The 15,679-nt window shown below is 64.9% G+C and carries 20 protein-coding genes; 13 read left to right on the plus strand and 7 right to left on the minus strand.

Going from position 1 to position 15,679, the window contains the following annotated elements:
- Positions 1–258: a hypothetical protein gene (locus AC4BGB_RS19275; RefSeq protein ID WP_490548608.1), complete on the plus strand. Its 258-nt coding sequence runs from the start codon at positions 1–3 to the stop codon at positions 256–258.
- Positions 255–653: a hypothetical protein gene (locus AC4BGB_RS19280; RefSeq protein WP_490548609.1), complete on the plus strand. Its 399-nt coding sequence runs from the start codon at positions 255–257 to the stop codon at positions 651–653. Before AC4BGB_RS19275 ends, AC4BGB_RS19280 begins: the two co-directional genes overlap by 4 nt.
- A gap of 410 nt (positions 654–1,063) precedes the next feature.
- On the opposite strand, the gene AC4BGB_RS19285 is transcribed toward AC4BGB_RS19280, so the two are convergent.
- Complete coding sequence (locus AC4BGB_RS19285; protein ID WP_490548610.1) at positions 1,064–1,375, minus strand: hypothetical protein; 312 nt, start codon at positions 1,373–1,375, stop codon at positions 1,064–1,066.
- A 389-nt stretch (positions 1,376–1,764) separates the two neighbouring features.
- Here AC4BGB_RS19285 and AC4BGB_RS19290 point away from each other — a divergent pair, with 389 nt between their 5' ends.
- From AC4BGB_RS19290 to AC4BGB_RS19310, 5 genes are all read left to right on the plus strand, one after another.
- Positions 1,765–2,184, plus strand: coding sequence for a helix-turn-helix transcriptional regulator (locus tag AC4BGB_RS19290; RefSeq protein WP_490548611.1), 420 nt, complete (start codon positions 1,765–1,767; stop codon positions 2,182–2,184).
- A 1-nt stretch (position 2,185) separates the two neighbouring features.
- Positions 2,186–2,899 carry a hypothetical protein gene (locus AC4BGB_RS19295; RefSeq protein ID WP_490548612.1) on the plus strand — a complete coding sequence of 238 codons (714 nt, stop codon included), beginning with the start codon at positions 2,186–2,188 and terminating at the stop codon, positions 2,897–2,899.
- Between the two features lie 376 nt (positions 2,900–3,275).
- Positions 3,276–3,524, plus strand: coding sequence for a hypothetical protein (locus AC4BGB_RS19300; protein WP_490548613.1), 249 nt, complete (start codon positions 3,276–3,278; stop codon positions 3,522–3,524).
- Positions 3,509–6,985 (plus strand): hypothetical protein, encoded by a 3,477-nt coding sequence (locus AC4BGB_RS19305; RefSeq protein WP_490548614.1) that lies wholly within the window; start codon positions 3,509–3,511, stop codon positions 6,983–6,985. Before AC4BGB_RS19300 ends, AC4BGB_RS19305 begins: the two co-directional genes overlap by 16 nt.
- A gap of 91 nt (positions 6,986–7,076) precedes the next feature.
- Positions 7,077–7,616 (plus strand): hypothetical protein, encoded by a 540-nt coding sequence (locus tag AC4BGB_RS19310; RefSeq protein ID WP_490548615.1) that lies wholly within the window; start codon positions 7,077–7,079, stop codon positions 7,614–7,616.
- A gap of 12 nt (positions 7,617–7,628) precedes the next feature.
- On the opposite strand, the gene AC4BGB_RS19315 is transcribed toward AC4BGB_RS19310, so the two are convergent.
- Positions 7,629–7,826: a hypothetical protein gene (locus tag AC4BGB_RS19315; RefSeq protein ID WP_490548616.1), complete on the minus strand. Its 198-nt coding sequence runs from the start codon at positions 7,824–7,826 to the stop codon at positions 7,629–7,631.
- A gap of 395 nt (positions 7,827–8,221) precedes the next feature.
- The gene (locus tag AC4BGB_RS19320; RefSeq protein WP_490548617.1) at positions 8,222–8,347 is read right to left on the minus strand and encodes a helix-turn-helix transcriptional regulator; all 126 of its coding nucleotides are present in this window, start codon (positions 8,345–8,347) and stop codon (positions 8,222–8,224) included.
- Between the two features lie 86 nt (positions 8,348–8,433).
- Between AC4BGB_RS19320 and AC4BGB_RS19325 the strand changes: the two genes are divergently transcribed.
- The gene (locus AC4BGB_RS19325; RefSeq protein WP_490548618.1) at positions 8,434–9,024 is read left to right on the plus strand and encodes a hypothetical protein; all 591 of its coding nucleotides are present in this window, start codon (positions 8,434–8,436) and stop codon (positions 9,022–9,024) included.
- Between the two features lie 45 nt (positions 9,025–9,069).
- Here the strand turns inward: AC4BGB_RS19325 and AC4BGB_RS19330 are convergent, their stop codons facing one another.
- Complete coding sequence (locus AC4BGB_RS19330) at positions 9,070–9,492, minus strand: helix-turn-helix domain-containing protein (protein WP_490548619.1); 423 nt, start codon at positions 9,490–9,492, stop codon at positions 9,070–9,072.
- A 201-nt stretch (positions 9,493–9,693) separates the two neighbouring features.
- Here AC4BGB_RS19330 and AC4BGB_RS19335 point away from each other — a divergent pair, with 201 nt between their 5' ends.
- From AC4BGB_RS19335 to AC4BGB_RS19345, 3 genes are all read left to right on the plus strand, one after another.
- A complete protein-coding gene (locus tag AC4BGB_RS19335; RefSeq protein ID WP_490548620.1) occupies positions 9,694–10,128 on the plus strand; it encodes an Ltp family lipoprotein in 435 nt (144 codons plus the stop codon).
- 16 nt (positions 10,129–10,144) lie between these two features.
- Positions 10,145–10,531, plus strand: a complete 387-nt coding sequence (locus tag AC4BGB_RS19340) for a DUF2511 domain-containing protein (RefSeq protein WP_490548621.1) — start codon at positions 10,145–10,147, stop codon at positions 10,529–10,531.
- 126 nt (positions 10,532–10,657) lie between these two features.
- Positions 10,658–11,131 (plus strand): hypothetical protein, encoded by a 474-nt coding sequence (locus tag AC4BGB_RS19345; RefSeq protein ID WP_490548622.1) that lies wholly within the window; start codon positions 10,658–10,660, stop codon positions 11,129–11,131.
- On the opposite strand, the gene AC4BGB_RS19350 is transcribed toward AC4BGB_RS19345, so the two are convergent.
- Together AC4BGB_RS19350 and AC4BGB_RS19355 are read right to left on the minus strand one after the other, a co-directional pair.
- Positions 11,053–11,343, minus strand: a complete 291-nt coding sequence (locus tag AC4BGB_RS19350) for a helix-turn-helix domain-containing protein (RefSeq protein ID WP_490548623.1) — start codon at positions 11,341–11,343, stop codon at positions 11,053–11,055. The genes AC4BGB_RS19345 and AC4BGB_RS19350 overlap by 79 nt on opposite strands.
- 716 nt (positions 11,344–12,059) lie before the next feature.
- Entirely contained in the window at positions 12,060–12,227 is a 168-nt protein-coding gene (locus tag AC4BGB_RS19355; protein ID WP_490548896.1) for a helix-turn-helix domain-containing protein, read from the minus strand.
- 1,376 nt (positions 12,228–13,603) lie between these two features.
- On the opposite strand from AC4BGB_RS19355, the gene AC4BGB_RS19360 reads away from it, so the two are divergent.
- Both AC4BGB_RS19360 and AC4BGB_RS19365 read left to right on the plus strand, forming a co-directional pair.
- Positions 13,604–14,068, plus strand: coding sequence for a hypothetical protein (locus AC4BGB_RS19360; RefSeq protein WP_490548624.1), 465 nt, complete (start codon positions 13,604–13,606; stop codon positions 14,066–14,068).
- Between the two features lie 258 nt (positions 14,069–14,326).
- Positions 14,327–14,869 carry a GNAT family N-acetyltransferase gene (locus AC4BGB_RS19365; protein ID WP_490548625.1) on the plus strand — a complete coding sequence of 181 codons (543 nt, stop codon included), beginning with the start codon at positions 14,327–14,329 and terminating at the stop codon, positions 14,867–14,869.
- Here AC4BGB_RS19365 and AC4BGB_RS19370 read toward each other — a convergent pair.
- A complete protein-coding gene (locus tag AC4BGB_RS19370; protein ID WP_490548626.1) occupies positions 14,838–15,647 on the minus strand; it encodes a ParB N-terminal domain-containing protein in 810 nt (269 codons plus the stop codon). The two genes, AC4BGB_RS19365 and AC4BGB_RS19370, sit on opposite strands and share 32 nt — an antisense overlap.
- Positions 15,648–15,679: the final 32 nt, after the last annotated feature.

The raw sequence follows: 15,679 nt of genomic DNA on the forward strand, positions 1-15,679 counted from the left end.
GTGACGCGCCCCGTGCCGGCCGAGCAGGCGGCTCGGTTCGCCACTGACCTGATTCGCGACTGCATCAGTCAGGGGTGGGCCAGCCAGTGGCGCTACCGGGCTCGGGTCTTCGACGCCTGTCGTGTGCGTGAGGGGGACTTCCTCGGGCGTTGCCCGAGGGAAACGCCCGAGGAGCGCGACCGGCGCTTGGATGCGCTCATCGAGGCGTGCGAGAACCGTGCGGCGGTCATCGAGCTCGAGAGGGGCCAGGTCGTATGAGCGCACCGGATCGAGATCGTGGTCACTGGTCAATCCACTACCACCAGCCGTGGAAGGACGATGCAGCCAACCCGCGCTTCTCCATGCCACTGCGGGTGGCGTTCCTGGCGTTCGGCAACCATCGGGCCAACGGCCACGCGAACTTTCGTCGTGAGGAGATCGCCAAGAACTTGGGCCACTTCGACGAGCAGGGCACGTTCGTACCCGCCGACCGCAGGACGGTGCACCGAGCGATCCAGCAAGCGGTTGAGTGGGGACTGCTAGCAGAGGGCTCACGCGCCCTCTGCTTGATCGTCCCGGCCCACCGCATGACGGGTGGTCCAGGCAACCCCGAGGACGCCTGCAAGCGGCACTCAATCGCGAAGAGTCGCCGAGCTCTCAAGGTGGTCCAGTGATGGGCGCCGATGTCCAAACGACTACCGCTGGTGTGGTCACTTCACCCCCTAACGACTACGAGCACGGTAGTCGTTTGAACTCAAGTGACTACCTGATCGGTAGTCGTTTCAGGCTCACGCCCTTCTCTTCTCTTCTAGTACGCCGCCGTCAGGTGGCGAAACCCCCGACCCGCTCTCGGCGCAAGACCGTAGATACCCCCAGCGCGGAATCCAATCATCCATCGTCGCCCCCGCTCGTGAGGACCAAGGCGACGATGGCAGCAACGAAGAGCCAGGGCGGGGGCTCGTCTCTTGCTGCCAGCGTCCTGAAGTGCGTCGTGACCGCCACTGGCATGTGCAAGCGCCCCCCGCGCGCTGCCTGCGGTTGGAATGGCCCGGCCATAGACGTGACGGCGAAGGTGTACGGGTGCCTAGTCCACAAGCGAGATGATCAAGGACACGATGGCGTAGACGAAGGTCGCCAAGGCTGCGATGAGCACGATCGCCAAGACGCCGAGGTTCATCTCGTCCTGCTCATTCTCGGTGGCCGTCGCCCCCTCCTCGCGCACGCTAGGCAACCTCTTGATGCCCGGGATCACTCGGCGCATCAAGAGGGGGAAACTCTCAACCCTGCCATTCCCAGTGCGCATCGCGGCCATTTGAAGACTGACGGCGGCAACGAGCAGGCCGACGATCGCCAGCACAACATCAATGCTTGGGGTGGTCAGGCTCAGGGAAGTCACCGCGGGAGCATCGTGGAGGTCACTGCAGATCACAACTCGCCACGCGGGTGGCGGGCGCACCGTCTTCGCTCGACCGCTCGCCTCTCCCGCACTGGCGAACACCCTCCCCGGATCGTTCTCCATCCATGGGGGAGGGGGCGTCCAGGGGGAGGATCCACCAGTGCCGAGATGGGCGAGCGGCGGTCTCGAGGAGGAGATGGTCCCGGATGGGTCCACCGCTCCACAGTGAGGCGTGGTGGGGCGGTGGTCATCCTGACTGGCCGATTGCACGACTACACGCACCGGCTGTCGGTCGTTCTCGACGCCCTTCACGGAGGGCCTCAGCGTCACCAGGCGATCAACTGGCCAGAGCCGGCCGGTCTACGGTGCAGCGACTGTGAGGCCCACTGATGACCACCAGACCGGGCACGGGCCCGATGCTGATGCGCCTCGATGGGGACACGGTCGCCTTCCTCATATATGCCGTGCGGGCAAAGAAGAAGGAGCTGCACATCAACGGGGGAGTCGCGCCCGCAGGGGTGGATCGCTTGCTTGAGGAGTTGGGTTCTGGGGTCACTCGGGGTCAGGCGGGTTCATCGCTCGCGCCGGGGTTGCGAAGCGAGCAGATTGAGGTCATGACCCCTCGCCTTGTGACCTACGAGACCGCAGCTCAGTTGCTGTCGATCTCGGTGAGCACGCTCAAGCGCCAGATCAAGGCGGGCGAGTTCCACCCCATCAGCCTCGGCGGCGCTTCACGGATTCGTGTTGCCGAGATCGACGAAGTGATCGCAGTGGCCACGGCCAAGGCGAATGAATCGAAAGGAGCCTGAGATGGCTGATCCAAGGGACGCCGTAAAGGCCATGACCGGATCGAGGATGATCCTGGACCTCATCCGGACCCCCCGATGGACAGGCATGACCCAGGGCAAGGCGTCCGCGAGGGCGCGCAACGTAAGGCGCAGCGGTGCCTACGCACCCAAGCGCTTGGAGTTCCTGGAGGGGTGTAGCCAGATGCCTCGGGCGGCCAAGGGGACCTACGTTCACCCAGCCACCACGCACACGGCCGTCAGCTACCGCCGCGAGTCCGGTCAGGACGAGCTCACGCCGGCTGAGTTGGTGTGGTTGCAGCGCCTTCCGCTGGATCCTGCCGACGTGACGCACGAAGACGCCGCGAGGTTGGCCGGCATGTTCGGGTCGGTAGACCGGATGAAGACTCCCTCGAGCTACCAGTTGGTCGCCTCCATCTGGCAGCCCGTCAAGGAGCTGCACGATCGTCGCGAGGCCGAGCAAGAGCTTGCCTTGCTGAAGCCCGGTCTTCCCCCCGTTCCGGCCTCAGCCCATGCGGCGGTGGCGGAGGCGCTGCGCGAGGAGCACCCCGACTGGCCTGACTCTGCCCACGGGCCGCATGCGCGCGAGCTTCTGGATGAGGCGTTGGAACAGCGGCAAGCCCAGCACGACCGGGCGGTGCGAGCGGCAGAGGAAGCTGTGCAGCGGCTGGACACCGATGCCTCGGCACGGGTGGCTCTGGTCAAGGAGTCCGCGTGAGCGGGCAAACGACGGTGGTGCCACTCCCGCAGGTGGTCGGGCGTGGCGCCACCTCTGCTCCGCAGGGGGTGGGGGGATACGCCGGAAGTGTCCGGTATTTAGGGACCGTGGTGGAGGTCTCTAATAGGTGCGCCGGGTTCAAACATTTCGGACCCCCCTGGGGGGTTGGGCCCAGCCGGGCATCAGACCCGGACCGTGGTGAAGGTGACTCGCTGTCCAGAGACCTGAGTTTTCCTCGCGCCCCCCGACCGAACTGGGGGCCATCCACCCCCCTCCCCCGGGGCGCTCTGACCCACCGGGGGCGGCTGCCTCTCGGATTCTCTACGGGTCTGGGCTTTCTCCAATCCAGTCGTCTCGATGCCTCGGGCGGTGTCACGTGAGTTCGGACATCGTGAGGCATCCGGACACTCAGGCGCGGCTCGACAAGATCGCTGACGTCATCGCCAACATGTCGGCCGAGGAGCGGGTCACCGCATCTCACGTCTTCACCGGCGTCCTGCAGGCGTTCTCACTGTCAGGCAGGGACGACGGCATCGCAGGGGCGCAGGTCCTATCCGAGTGCGTGGACCTCCTGCTCATCGCCGATCGCGAGGAGCGTCGGGCAATGGAATGGGCGGCGATCTGATGGCTACCCGTGTGGAGAGGGTCGTCCTACAGCTCGATGACCAGTTCACCTCGAAGATGGCGCGGGCCGCTGCGCAGACCGCGGTCTTTGAGCGCCAGCTCAACAGCCTCGACGGGACGGCCGTTCGGACCTCCAAGGGCACTGCCACCATCTCGCGCGATAGCGACTCGTTGGCGCGGAGTGCAGACCAGAGTGCAAACTCAATCAACCAGCTGACTGGCCGCCTACGCGTCTACGGCGAACTGGCCGCGTCGATCGGCCCTGGCTTGATCCCGCTGACCGCCGTAGCCATTCCTGCCGTGACGGGTCTGGCGGCGCAGTTCGGGGTCGCCGCCCTTGCTGGCGGTACGGCTATCGCCGCGTTCCACGGTGTCGGTGACGCGCTCGAGGCGATGAACAAGGCCGGTCTTGAGCCGACCGCGGAGAACCTTGAGGCCGCTCAGGTTGCAATGGATGCGATCTCTCCGGCCGCTCGGGATCTTGTGACCGAGTTGCGGAGCATGGGTCCGGCGCTCAAGGGCATCCGGGACGTGGCCGCGACCGGGATGTTCCCCGGCGTCATCGAGGGCATCAACTCGATCGAGACGCTGCTGCCCACCGTGGAGCGCATCGTGGCTGCGGTCTCTGGGGAGCTCGGCAGTATCGCCTCCGCCACTGGCGACTCCCTGGCGAGCGACCGTTGGTCGGAGTTCTTCGACTTCCTCGGCAATGAGGCACCCTCGGCACTGTCCGAGATGGCGACCGCGGCAGGCAACGTCGGTCACGCGATGGCTGAGATGTGGATGGCGTTCACGCCCCTGAACCGAGGGTTCTCGGAGTGGCTGGTCGATGCCACCACCTCGCTCGACAGGTGGGCGACCGGGCTGGATGCGACCCAGGGGTTCCAAGAGTTCGTGGACTACATCCGCACCGCTGGCCCCCAGGTGGGGGAAGCGCTCGCTGCGGTGGGTAACGCCCTGGTGCAGATTGTGCAGGCTGCGGCCCCGATCGGCGGGCCGGTGCTGGCTGGCATCGAGGCGTTCGCGAAGGCAATCGGTGCCATTGCGGACTCGGATCTCGGCACCCCGTTGTTTAGCATGGTCGCGGCCTTCTCGGCTCTCAACTTGGCGATGCGGGCTTCGTCGAAGATCTCTGCTGCTTCCTTTGGTGGCCCTGCGGTCGCCGGGATGAAGACCTACGGCGCGAACGTGCGGGGCCTCGCGAAGGACTGGAGCACCCTGCGGACGCAGCAGGTAGCAGCGCAGCAGTCGCTCGGGATGCAGGTCCCCCTCATGCGGAAGGGGTCGGCCGAGGCGGCCCGGCTCGGCGCCGCCATGCGCCAGACGGGCGCCGCCGTCGGTAAGGCGGGCATGGCGGTCGGCGGCTTGGCGCTGCTCTCTACTGGAGCTGCGGACGGGATGGGCATCACCAACACCGCCTCACTTGCCCTGATGGGCACGATGGCTGGCCCTTGGGGCGCCGCGCTGGGTGCGGGTGTCGGCGCCGTGATCGACCTGTCCCACGCGAACGACGACCTGAACGACTCGCTGGCTTCACTGAACGCAATGGCGGGCAAGGTCGACTTCGAGACGTTCAACAAGCAGATGGAGGACGTCGAGAAGCGGGTCACCAAGCTGAAGGATCCTGGGTTCTGGGACTTCTTCAAGGACCCGATGACGACGATGTTCGACTTCGGGCCCAAGAGCAACCCGAACGCCGACAAGATCGCGAAGTCTCAGGCGGCGCAGCGGGCCGCGGCGATCGCGCAGACGCAGAGCACTCTGTCGCCGCGTCAGGCGGATGCCGCCGCGTCGGCTCGGGTGAGCGCGACGGCGGCTCAGGCCGCTGCGAATGGCTACCGGATGACCGCCGAGGCTGCACGCGAGGCCGCGTCGTCCGTTGCACAGATGACGGCGGCGATCGACGCCGCCAACGCCGCAATGGGTCACGTCTCCGCGAAGGATGCGCTCCGTTCGGCTCTGCTCGATGCGCGCGACTTCGTCAAGGAGAACGGGAAGGTCCTCAAGGCCAACGGTGACATCAAGAAGGGCAGCATCGAGGTCCAGCGGGCCGGTATCGCAGCCCGGTCGCAGTTAGTTGCCATCGGCACACAGATGCAGAATGCCGGCAAGGACATGAAGGAGAGCTTCGGCAAGACGAAGTTCCTAGATGACGCTCGGCAAAAGTTCATCGCCCTAGCGAAGGACATGGGTTTCTCTGGTCCGGTCGCCCGCCAGTGGGCCAAGGACTTCGGCCTGATCGACCGCCTCGTAGCCAACCCCACGGTTCAGGAGCAGGGCGCCGAGGCGTCCAGGGCGCGAGTCAAGTCGCTCAACACTCAGATCGCGGCACTCAAGAGCAAGAAGGTCCAGGCGCTCGAGGAGGGCGCTTCACCGTCCTCTGCGCGAGTCAGGGCGCTGAACGCTCAGATCCGTGCCTTGCAGAACAAGAAGGTCACGATCACCACGGAGATGATCCGCATTCAGCGGACCATCTTCACGCGGGAGAACGCGTCCAGCAACCGCGGCCCGGCTGGCATCACCAATGCCTACGGCAACATCTTCGGTTCGGTCCCCGAGTCGCCCGAGGTTCGTCGGTACGCGATGGGCGACGTCGCGAACCGGCACATGCCCGAGCTCGCTGGCCCCGGCGTCACGCGCGTTTGGCGTGAGCCGGAGACGCAGGGTGAGGCGTACATCCCACTCGCCAATGACGACCGGCGCCCCCGCGCTCGCAGGATCGCCGAAGAGACGGTCGAACTGCTTGGCGGCGACCCTGACGACATCGAGTGGTTCGCCAAGGGTGGCCGTCGTGGCGGCAAGGGCAAGGGTCCTGCTGTCCGTGGCCGCAACGACAACGCGGTCAAGCGCGACCTCAAGGAGTTCTCGACCGCCCTGTGGTTCGCCACAAAGTCCGTGGAGCGCGAGACTGCCGCTCGTGACGACCTGGTGTCCCGCCGCGACGAACTCTCATCCTCGGTCAAGGGCGCGTTCACCTCGGACCTGTTTGGTGACTCGGACGTCTGGTCCGCTGGCGCTGGCGTGGGTGGCGCGTTCGCAACCCTGAAGGCCGACATCGCGAAGGCGAACCAGTTCAAGGGCGTGCTCGGAACGCTATCCAAGGCGGGCCTGAACGGTGACGCGTTCGCCTCGATCGCATCGACTGGTGACCCCGTGAAGGCCCAGGCGCTGGCGTCGATGGGCAAGGGCAAGATCCAGGAGTACGAATCCCTCTACAACCAGCGGGCCTCTGCCGTCGCGGGTGTCGGCGCCTATGCGGGTCAGGCTGCGTATGGCAAGGAGATTGCCCAGTCGAACGCGCATCTTGCGTCGGTCGCCGCCACCGTGAAGCGCCAGGAGGCTGCGATCAAGAGCCTCGAGAAGGAGCTCAAGACTCACCCTGACCGGATCGCCCAAGGGGTCGGCAAGGGCGTTGACAAGAAGGCGGCCAAGGGCGTGCAGAAGCGGAAGAAGCGACCATGATCCGTCACCCGCAGCCTGGTCTTACCCTCGGGTGACCGCGGGATGGGCGCCCCCTAGTCCTCCGCTACCTAAAGTCCCTAGCCTCCGAGATATGAGACTCATCTCGGCCGCTTCCATATCGCTGGTCGCGATATTGCTCGTGGGCTGCGGTGGTCCCAGCGAGGCTGAACTTCAGGCCGATAAGGACAGGAAGGCCGCGGCAGCGCGCAAGGCTGCTGATGCGAAGCAAGCCGCAGCTGACAAGGCAGCGAAGCTGGCCGCGTACAGGAAGTGTGTCGAGGCCACCAAGCCACTCCGCGTCTCCTTGGCGCAGGTCGATTCCCGTCTCGACGTGGGGCTCAACTATGGCGACTACGGAGACCGACTGGGAGACGCGCAGGTGGCCTACGACGCCACGATTCCCAAGCTCGACGCGGCCGGAGCTGGATGCATCCCCGTAGCGGTGCCGCTCGAGAACGCCCTCAACGCCTACAGCAAAGTGCTGAACGCATGGGGTGACTGCATCGACGACTACAACTGCGACTTCAGTGAGGGTACGGCCAACGACGAGGCTCAGGCCGGCTGGAAGAAGGCGGGCCGCGCGCTTGAGAACAGCGACCGCAAGCTGGCAGCAATGCAGCCAAGTGGCTGAGCTCCTAGGACGCTAGAGCGGCCGGACTCGGTCGGCGGAGAGTCTCCCGCGGTACTGGTTGCCAGCGGCGGTGTTCCAGCTGCAGGTGGCTTCCCAGCTGCCGTCGTCGGTGGGCCACCAGGCGTGGAGCTCGCCGGCGTACCAGTGGCCGTCGACGAGGACCTCGACGTCGGGGCGTTCGTCGGGTGGGTAGGTGCGGGGCTCGGGCACACACCCAGTGTCTCCTGGAGGTCACAGACCCAGCGGTGCCCCGACCAGTTGCGGCCTTCTCCATAAGTTTTCGGACATCTCGTGCATATCTATCGGGTGGAGGGGTAGGTACCTCGCACGTCACTTCCCCCTCAGCGGCCTCACTGCCCACCCGCCCACGTGCGGTCGCGACCACCTTGTGACGAGGGTGGTCGTCGAGCTCTCTCGGTTACGCACCGGCTCGACGACCACCCGTCCAGTCGCTGGCCCGCGCCGCCGAACTGGCCCGCTCACATGAGGGACCGTTAGAACTCATCGTCGGGGCCCTCATCGGTGAACGGGTGCCCGTTGATCCATCGTTCAGTCTCGGCGTAGGTGCGTTCGATGTAGTCCTCGATGTCGACCCGTCCGATGCGCTATTGTCCGCGTCCGCCGAGCTTGAGTGCGTGTAGTTCGCCGCGGCGGATGAGTGCGTAGACCTGGGACTCGCTGATGGCGAGTTCGTCGGCGACTTGCTCGCGGGTGAGGAAGCTTGGGGCCACCGCAGCAGGCTAGAGGTCCATTCCTGTGCTCAGCATTCGATCCGTTGACGTGTCGACGGGGCGCGGGCGCGTCGTAGCATTCCGATATGTCAGCCGAGTGCCAGGTGCTCGTAGGTGGGAACGCTTGCGGCGTTGTCGCGGTCGGCCGCTGCGCCACCGATGGGGTCGCCTTTTGCACGTCGCATCGTGGACTCGACGGGTACGGCTACGCGCTGGTCAATCAATGTGAGCCTTGCCGAAGGCGGCTGGCGACCGAGCAAGCGCAAAAGATGGCCGAAGCGCAAGCGAGTAAGGAAGCGGTGGATTTGGCTGACAGCGCATTAGCCGCAAGCCCTGTGGCGCTAGCGGAGCGGTTCATCGCGGCTGGCGTCCCAGGCTCGGACTGCTTCATCAGGAAGAAGGTCAGGCCCGGGGGATTCTTCCGCGACGCCAAGTACGAGAACGTCCCTACCCTTATGTGGCCCACCGGGATTGCTCGATGGGACGACACTGGCAACAGCCGTGAGGTCGGAAAGCAGTACCGCATCGCCCTTTGCAGGGAGGGCTACTGGGTGCACTACTACTCTGGCAGTGCACTCGGCGCGGTCGTTTCCGATTCTGGAAAGACCCCGCAGAAGAGCGACTTACCCCAGCTCGGAGCTTGGGCCAGAACGAAATTGGCTGAGTTCGAGACCTGATCCACTAGGAGTGCTTGTGCCCGGCAATTCTTGTTCGAGGCACACCTACGGTCGTCTCGTCCTACGCACCAGCCGCGCAGCCTCCACCTGCTCGAGCAGATCCCGCCGCACCCACCACCGTCCGCCGTTCTGGGTGGCGGGGAGTTGCTGGCGGGCGATGCGGTACCTGAGCGTGGAACGGCCGATGCCGAGGAGCTTCGCGACCTCGTTAATGCTGAGCCAGTCGTGAATGGTGTCGGGTCGGTGGTCGACGCGCTGATACTTGCGGGGCTTGGTCGGCTCGCGCGTCGCCCGCTTCTCCGCCCGACGCTCGGCAAGGGCTTCGACTTGGGCGCGGTCCAGAGACGGCTTTCGGTGATTAACCCCGGTCCTACCGGGGAGGTCTCCCTTGGCGATCAGCTTGGGCAGATAGCTGGGATGGCAACCGAGGATCTCGGCGGCCTGTCGGTGGGTGACCCAGTTGGTCATGCGGTGCAGGCTGCCCCGAGCGACGACAGCGAAACAGGGCTACGGCTGTGGTTGTGCTTGAGACCGCCAATATGGAGTGGTCCAGCCCAGGCAGACCGCATCATGGGACTTCCTAGCCATCCGAACCCTAGGCGCGCCATCCTCTGTCGGCCGGTCGCATACGGACCGCAAGTCACCTACGCCACACGGGGGAGTCGCAAAATGAAGAGGATCATCACGTCAGCCCTCGTTGCGGTCGCCGCCGTTGTTGCCTTAAGCGGCTGCGAGGTGCCAGAAGAGACTGACGCCGGCTCAAGCGGTTCATCCGAGAAGGGCAACAACTTCACTGCCGCCCAGGAGCAGGTCATCTCGGCTGCTGAGAACTACCTCGACAGCGGGATGGGCTTCAGTCGATCCGGTCTGATCCAGCAGCTGACGTCGAAGGCTGGCTCGGGGTTCAAGCGCGCTGACGCCGTGTTCGCTGTGAGGCACCTCAAGCCGAACTGGAACAAGCAGGCCGTGCAGGCGGCGAAGAACTACATGGATAGCGGCATGGGCTTTAGTCGCGCCAGCCTAATCCAGCAACTCTCCTCCCGCGCGGGCAACGGCTTCACTCAGGCGCAGGCAGAGTTCGCGGCCGACAAGGTCGGGCTCTGAGGACGCAGCGGCAGCCTTGTCCACCACGCGCGTGCCCCTGCGGGAACGGTTGACGACCACAGCGGTGATGCTTGTGGCCACCCTTTCGGGCTGTGCCTCCGATGCCAGCACGGACGGCAGCGGGGGCGGGGGACTCTCGGTCAGCCGAAGTGACATGGGCGATCAATGGCCCCTGACTGTCAAGAGCGGCTCATTAGCTTGCGAGGATCCGGGCGGTCCCGGGGTAGGCAACGTCGTTTTCACCGGGCCGGACGGTTCTCGATACGCGGTCAACGGTCTCGCGAGACAAACCAAGCAGTACGAAGAGATCAGATCCATCTGGGCCGACGATCCCGAGCTCGGCCACGGCCTTAAGAAGGACATCTCGCCCCTGATCGACATGGGACTCGACCTCTGTGAGTAGGTTCGGAGGGGCTCGGTCGGCAGGCAGGCGTTCACGGTAGCTTCCCTGGGGTCACTGGGCAGGGATGGATCATGCCGGACCAACTGCGCGAGCGTGAGTAGTCTCCTCGCCATGGTGACTAGGACTATGACTGGCGAGTTCTCCGAGCACCTCCATGTTGATGGTGACCTCATCATTCGTGGTGCGGTGACGGGCGGTGCCACCGTCCGGGCGGGACGCTCGCTGATTGTCTACGGATCGTTTACGGGTCCGGCAACCACTGAGGGGCCTGATGGGTCGATCAGCGTCTACGGCCACTACGAGGCGGACCTAAAGAAGAACGATGGCGCGATTCTGATCGCCGGCACGATTAGTTTGCAGGACGCTCGCCACGCCCGAGTCGCGGTCGCGATCGGGTCCGTGCTTGTCGACGAGCACTCGGCCGCAGAATGGTTGCTTCAGGACAATGGTGAGCTTCGCGCCGTCACGGAGCGCAGCACCGAGACCGACATCGCCGTACTCGGCGCTCAGAGTTACTGCATTTACAAGGCCGATCTCAAGCGCTTCGTTCCAATCGCCGGAATCGCTGACTCGCAGCACCTGCGTGACCGCGACCACTGAAGTGCAGCAACTGCGGTATGACCTGGGACGTCGTCGCCTAACAGTTGCCACTCGCTCGTGTGACCTCGATGCTGGCGCGGCCAATTGCCATGCCGCTCGCCCCCGCGCTTGAGTGCAGGTAGGTCGCCGCGGCGGATGAGTGCGTAGACCTGGGCCTCGGAGATGTTGAGCTCCTCGGCGACTTGTTCGCGGGTGAAGAAGCGGGCGGGCATGGCGGCAATCTAAGTGCTAGGAACATGCCATGCACCTCCAAGCGGCTTCATGCACGCAGAGTTATCTCGCCGGTGTGGGTTGCCGACTTGACGACCCGACATTCCTGACAGACGTGGGCCTTCCCTTGGCGCTGACTCTTCTCGGCCTCTTTCTCGCATACAGATACGTGGTGGCCCAGATCGCAAGCGACCGGGAGCTACGCCGCGCCGACCATCGGAGAATTCCGGCTCAACGCGTGGGAACCGCGCTGTATGACGCGGTTCAAACGTATCGGTCGCGAGAACCGCGGTACACGACAAGGATGGCATGGCCCGAGGCCGGCCCCGTCGCGAGCCAACTCCGAGCAGCCACTCTGGCACTTGGGGAGCCAGGAGCCTTTGGCGAGGCCACGGCAAGGGCGGAGGACCTATCAGTCGCCTGGTCTGCGATCGCTGACCGAGCGAAATACCTGGGGTACCGAGGAGCCGTTGGTGTCGATTTCTTGCGGCTGGCCGCTGACGAGCTCGCAACGGCTATGGTCCTGGATCCTCTGGTTGACGACTTGGAGACGGCCGCCGCAGCTCTGATGTCGTGGTCCGGGGTCGGGGCAATCCCGAGTGGACCCGAGACCAAGTACCTGCATGCGCCAGATCGAACGCGGCGCGAGGCGCGGAGCCGGTGGGCGTCGTTCTTTGCAGTGCAATACGCCACTCATGTTGGCGCACCTGTGTCTTAGTCACGGCCGCCTCGTCCTTCGCACCAACCGCGCCGCCTCGACTTGTTCGAGCAGGTCCCGCCGTACCCACCACCGTCCGCCGTTCTGAGTTGCCGGCAGTTGCTCACGTTCGATGCGGTACCTGACTGGTGTCCTGGTGACACCGAGGAGCTGGGCGACCTCGTTGATGGTGAGCCAGTCGTGGACGGTGTCGGGTCGGTGGTCGACGCGTTGGTACCGCCGCCGGGGCTTGGGTGGGCGGGAGAGCGTGCGCTTGGGCTCGTCGCTCGGCGAGGGCCTCGACTTCGGCGCGGTCCAGGGACGGGTGCTGGCGGGTCACGTCTGGCCGGCGGGCCAAGTTCCCCTTGGCGACGAGCTTGGCCAGATAGCTGGGGTGACACCCGAGAATGACTGCGGCGTGCCTGTGGGTGACCCAGTCGGTCATGGACCGAGCCTGCCCGGGATTGGTAGCTAGAAACCAGGGGGCCACGGAGGGGGAGGTGCATTCTTCGTGGCTCTCGGCATCTTTCGTCTGATCCACGCTGCTCGTGCGGCGATTCCTTGTGGGTTCTGGTGAGGGGCGGGATCGCTTGCCGACGCAGACGGCACGGTCGACGAATGCGGCGGGGTAGGTAGGACGCGTTCCAAGAAGACGGTTGTCAGTTGCGGCGGACCCGAGGAAGAAACGACTCTCCAACCCTGCGAGGTCAGCTTTCGCAGCTTGCGGCTCTTGCCTGTGATTCCGAGTTGCACGACCTTGGTTTCGACATTGGCCATTTCGGCAGTATGCCGGAAAGTCGCGGACGCAGGTAACCATGAATGGTGGGCTAGAGCGATACGTCTTGGCACGTTACGACATGAGAGTGGAGGGCGCGAGGCTTCGGATGGGTGACCGAGCAGGGGCCGGCATCGGCAGCCGCCGCGGTGCCCTGACGGCCGAGATGGACGGACTGACCTCGAGGCTCTCCGCGGGTCGCATCGAGCTCAACCACCGCCTCTACGTCCCGCCGAAGATCAACTACGCCGACCTGGCGCCCACCACGGCCCGTGGCGGGGGCTCGGGGGCCTGGGGGTGGCGACACCTACAACGTGTACAGCCGCACCGAGAACCCGATGCACGTGGCTCGCGAGGTCGCTCGCCTCCAAGCGTTCGCGGGGTGATCTGACACGTGCACCGTGTAGCCGACGAGGTCGCTCGGCGAATGGCGTTCGCTGGGGGCGCCTAGGGTCTCTTGGCTCGCACATTCTCCGGGTGAAACGCGCCGGGCGCAGAGGCTAGCAGGCATAGGGTCGCTACCCTCAGCCCTGTGAGTGAGCCAGCGGCATGGTCGAGGACGTTCCTTTTCTCATGGCGCCCGACCCTCCTATTCTCCCGTCGGCGACTGGATCTCCTCGATTGGCTGGAGGCGGAGGTGAACCCGCCGTCATTTCTCGAGTCAGATCAGCAACTTGGTTTCGCAGTCGGGAACCGGTCCCAACGAGTCCGCCTGGATCGGCGCCACCTGCACCTCGAGCTATTGGCACCTGACGCTCAGCTCGAGTCATTCGATGAGGTTGTAGGACAGGTGTTCCAGCTCATGGAACCGGTCGACGTTTCACTGGACGCTTATCGCGCGCACAGTTCGTTGAGTCTGAGTGCTGCATACGACATCTCGCGGGCTGCTTTGGCCGATCAGTTTGCTCCCACGGGTCTGGAGCTCGGGTCGGCCTTCGACTGCGCAGTCCTGGTGGAGCACGACACGCCCTTGGGGCATCTCATGTACGAGTACGGAGTCGTCGACCGTGAGGAGCTGGCGGATCGGGTGTCAGGTCAGCAGAAGGACCGGCTCGACGATCGCACGACGCGTCACCATCCGCCGTCTCATGTGACGCCTGGGGATGACGCCCCGTCGTACCTCTTTGTGGACCAAGCATGGGGGGTGCACGTTGCACCTGGGACCGATGATGCCCGTGGGTTCCTCGAGGCGGCGACGACGGTCGACTCAGCGGCACGCGCGCTTGTTTCGGCGATTGGGAACTCGTTCACATGATTGCCAAGCAACCCTATAGTGGGGTGTACACAGAAGGAGGTGGCAAAGATGTCGACGACATACGGATCGGCCCTACTACTGGAGCGAGCCACGAGCACGCTGGACCTACCGGAAGAGTCGGCATGGATGGACAGCCCGCGCCGTCGCCCTTCCATGCGCAACGAGTCTGCCATCAAGCGCATCCTCGACGCACCGGAGAAGCCTGCGTACCGCCCTCCTTCAGCCCGCTAAGGCGGCGCCCCGGTTTCGGGGCGCCGTGTGCCTAGGTGCCGGCTAGCAACTTCCTCAGACCGACACCTGGTCGCCGCATTCGTTTGCGTCCGCGCTGGTGAGTACTGGACTGAGGAAGTTCAAGCGTATGTGGACTCGTTGCCCGAGTGGCTCGCGGAGTCGTCAGGGCATCAAGCCATGCTCCACTTTGATACGGAGGATGAAGGCAGGCTCGTCGGAATTGTCGCGTTTGAGCCGCTCGATAGTAATCGGCCAGAGTCCGGGTTCTGGGTCGGCTTCGGAGCGGTGGCCACGGATCTTCACGGGCGTCACCTCGGCCGAATCATGTTCAGACGGATGTGGAACTACTTTGCGGAACAGGTGCCAGGCGGACGCGTAGGTTGGCAGGTGCACCAGAGCAACTCCCGAAGCCTGGGTCTTGCTCATCACATGGGTCTCGTAGGGGAGCGCGCGTACGGGGGTTCCCCCTACATCGACTTCCTGGAGTTTATGCCGCACACGTTCGTGCCAATCGAGGCTGAGGACGACAGTGACGGTCTCATCGCGGGTCCGGGAAGTTCTCGGACGTAAGCCCGCCCCGCGGGAGTTGTAGCTTGCTCCGCGTCTCCCCAGCCCGTCGCGCGTTCCAGGCAAGGATCACAAGCGCCAGAGCCTCGGTCTCGTTGACCCGGCCGCCACCGACTCGCATCTTCACGATCCTGTTCCTCAGGGCTGCGATGGGGTCTTCAGCGGCAAGACTGTCGCCGTCTGCGAGCCGGGCGAGGAACCAGCCGGCTTCGTCCGGGTCGATGTCGGCGAACAGCCAGTGGCACAGCCCGATGATGCTCGCCGGCAGGAGCGTGCGGTTGGCGACCTTGACCGCCACCTCGGCCGAGGTTCGTAGGCGTCGGTTCGCGGCGAGGAACTCATTCATCTCGAGCGCGGTCGGCGTCATGGATCCGGTCTTGGTCCTGTAGCCCCCCGACCACAGGACTGCGCGTCTGGTGACGGCTGCGAGGACGCTGGTGTTCTCCTCGCCCTGGAGCTTCAGGGCATCGGCGTAGGTGCGCTTGGCGCCTGCGTCGACGGTGGCCATGACTTCGGGTGGGATGTTGCCGACCACGATCATGGGGACCGTGACGCCGGCCTGTACGACGGCACTGAGGCGGTGCTGACCGTCCAGTAGCTGCCCGTTGGAGGCGATCTTCACCGTCTCCCCGTTGAGCACCCAGGAGCCTGATGCCATGTCTCTGGCGTAGGAGTTGATCACCTGGCCGCGCAGGTTGCGGTTGTTCGGGTTGCGGCTGAGGAAGTCCTCGGCCATCTGCGGGGTGACGTCGATGATCTGGACCGTGGGCGAATCGGGCATGGCTGGTCTCTCACTAGTGGGGACAGTCGGCT

Source organism: Nocardioides sp. Z30_9, assembly GCF_058215735.1.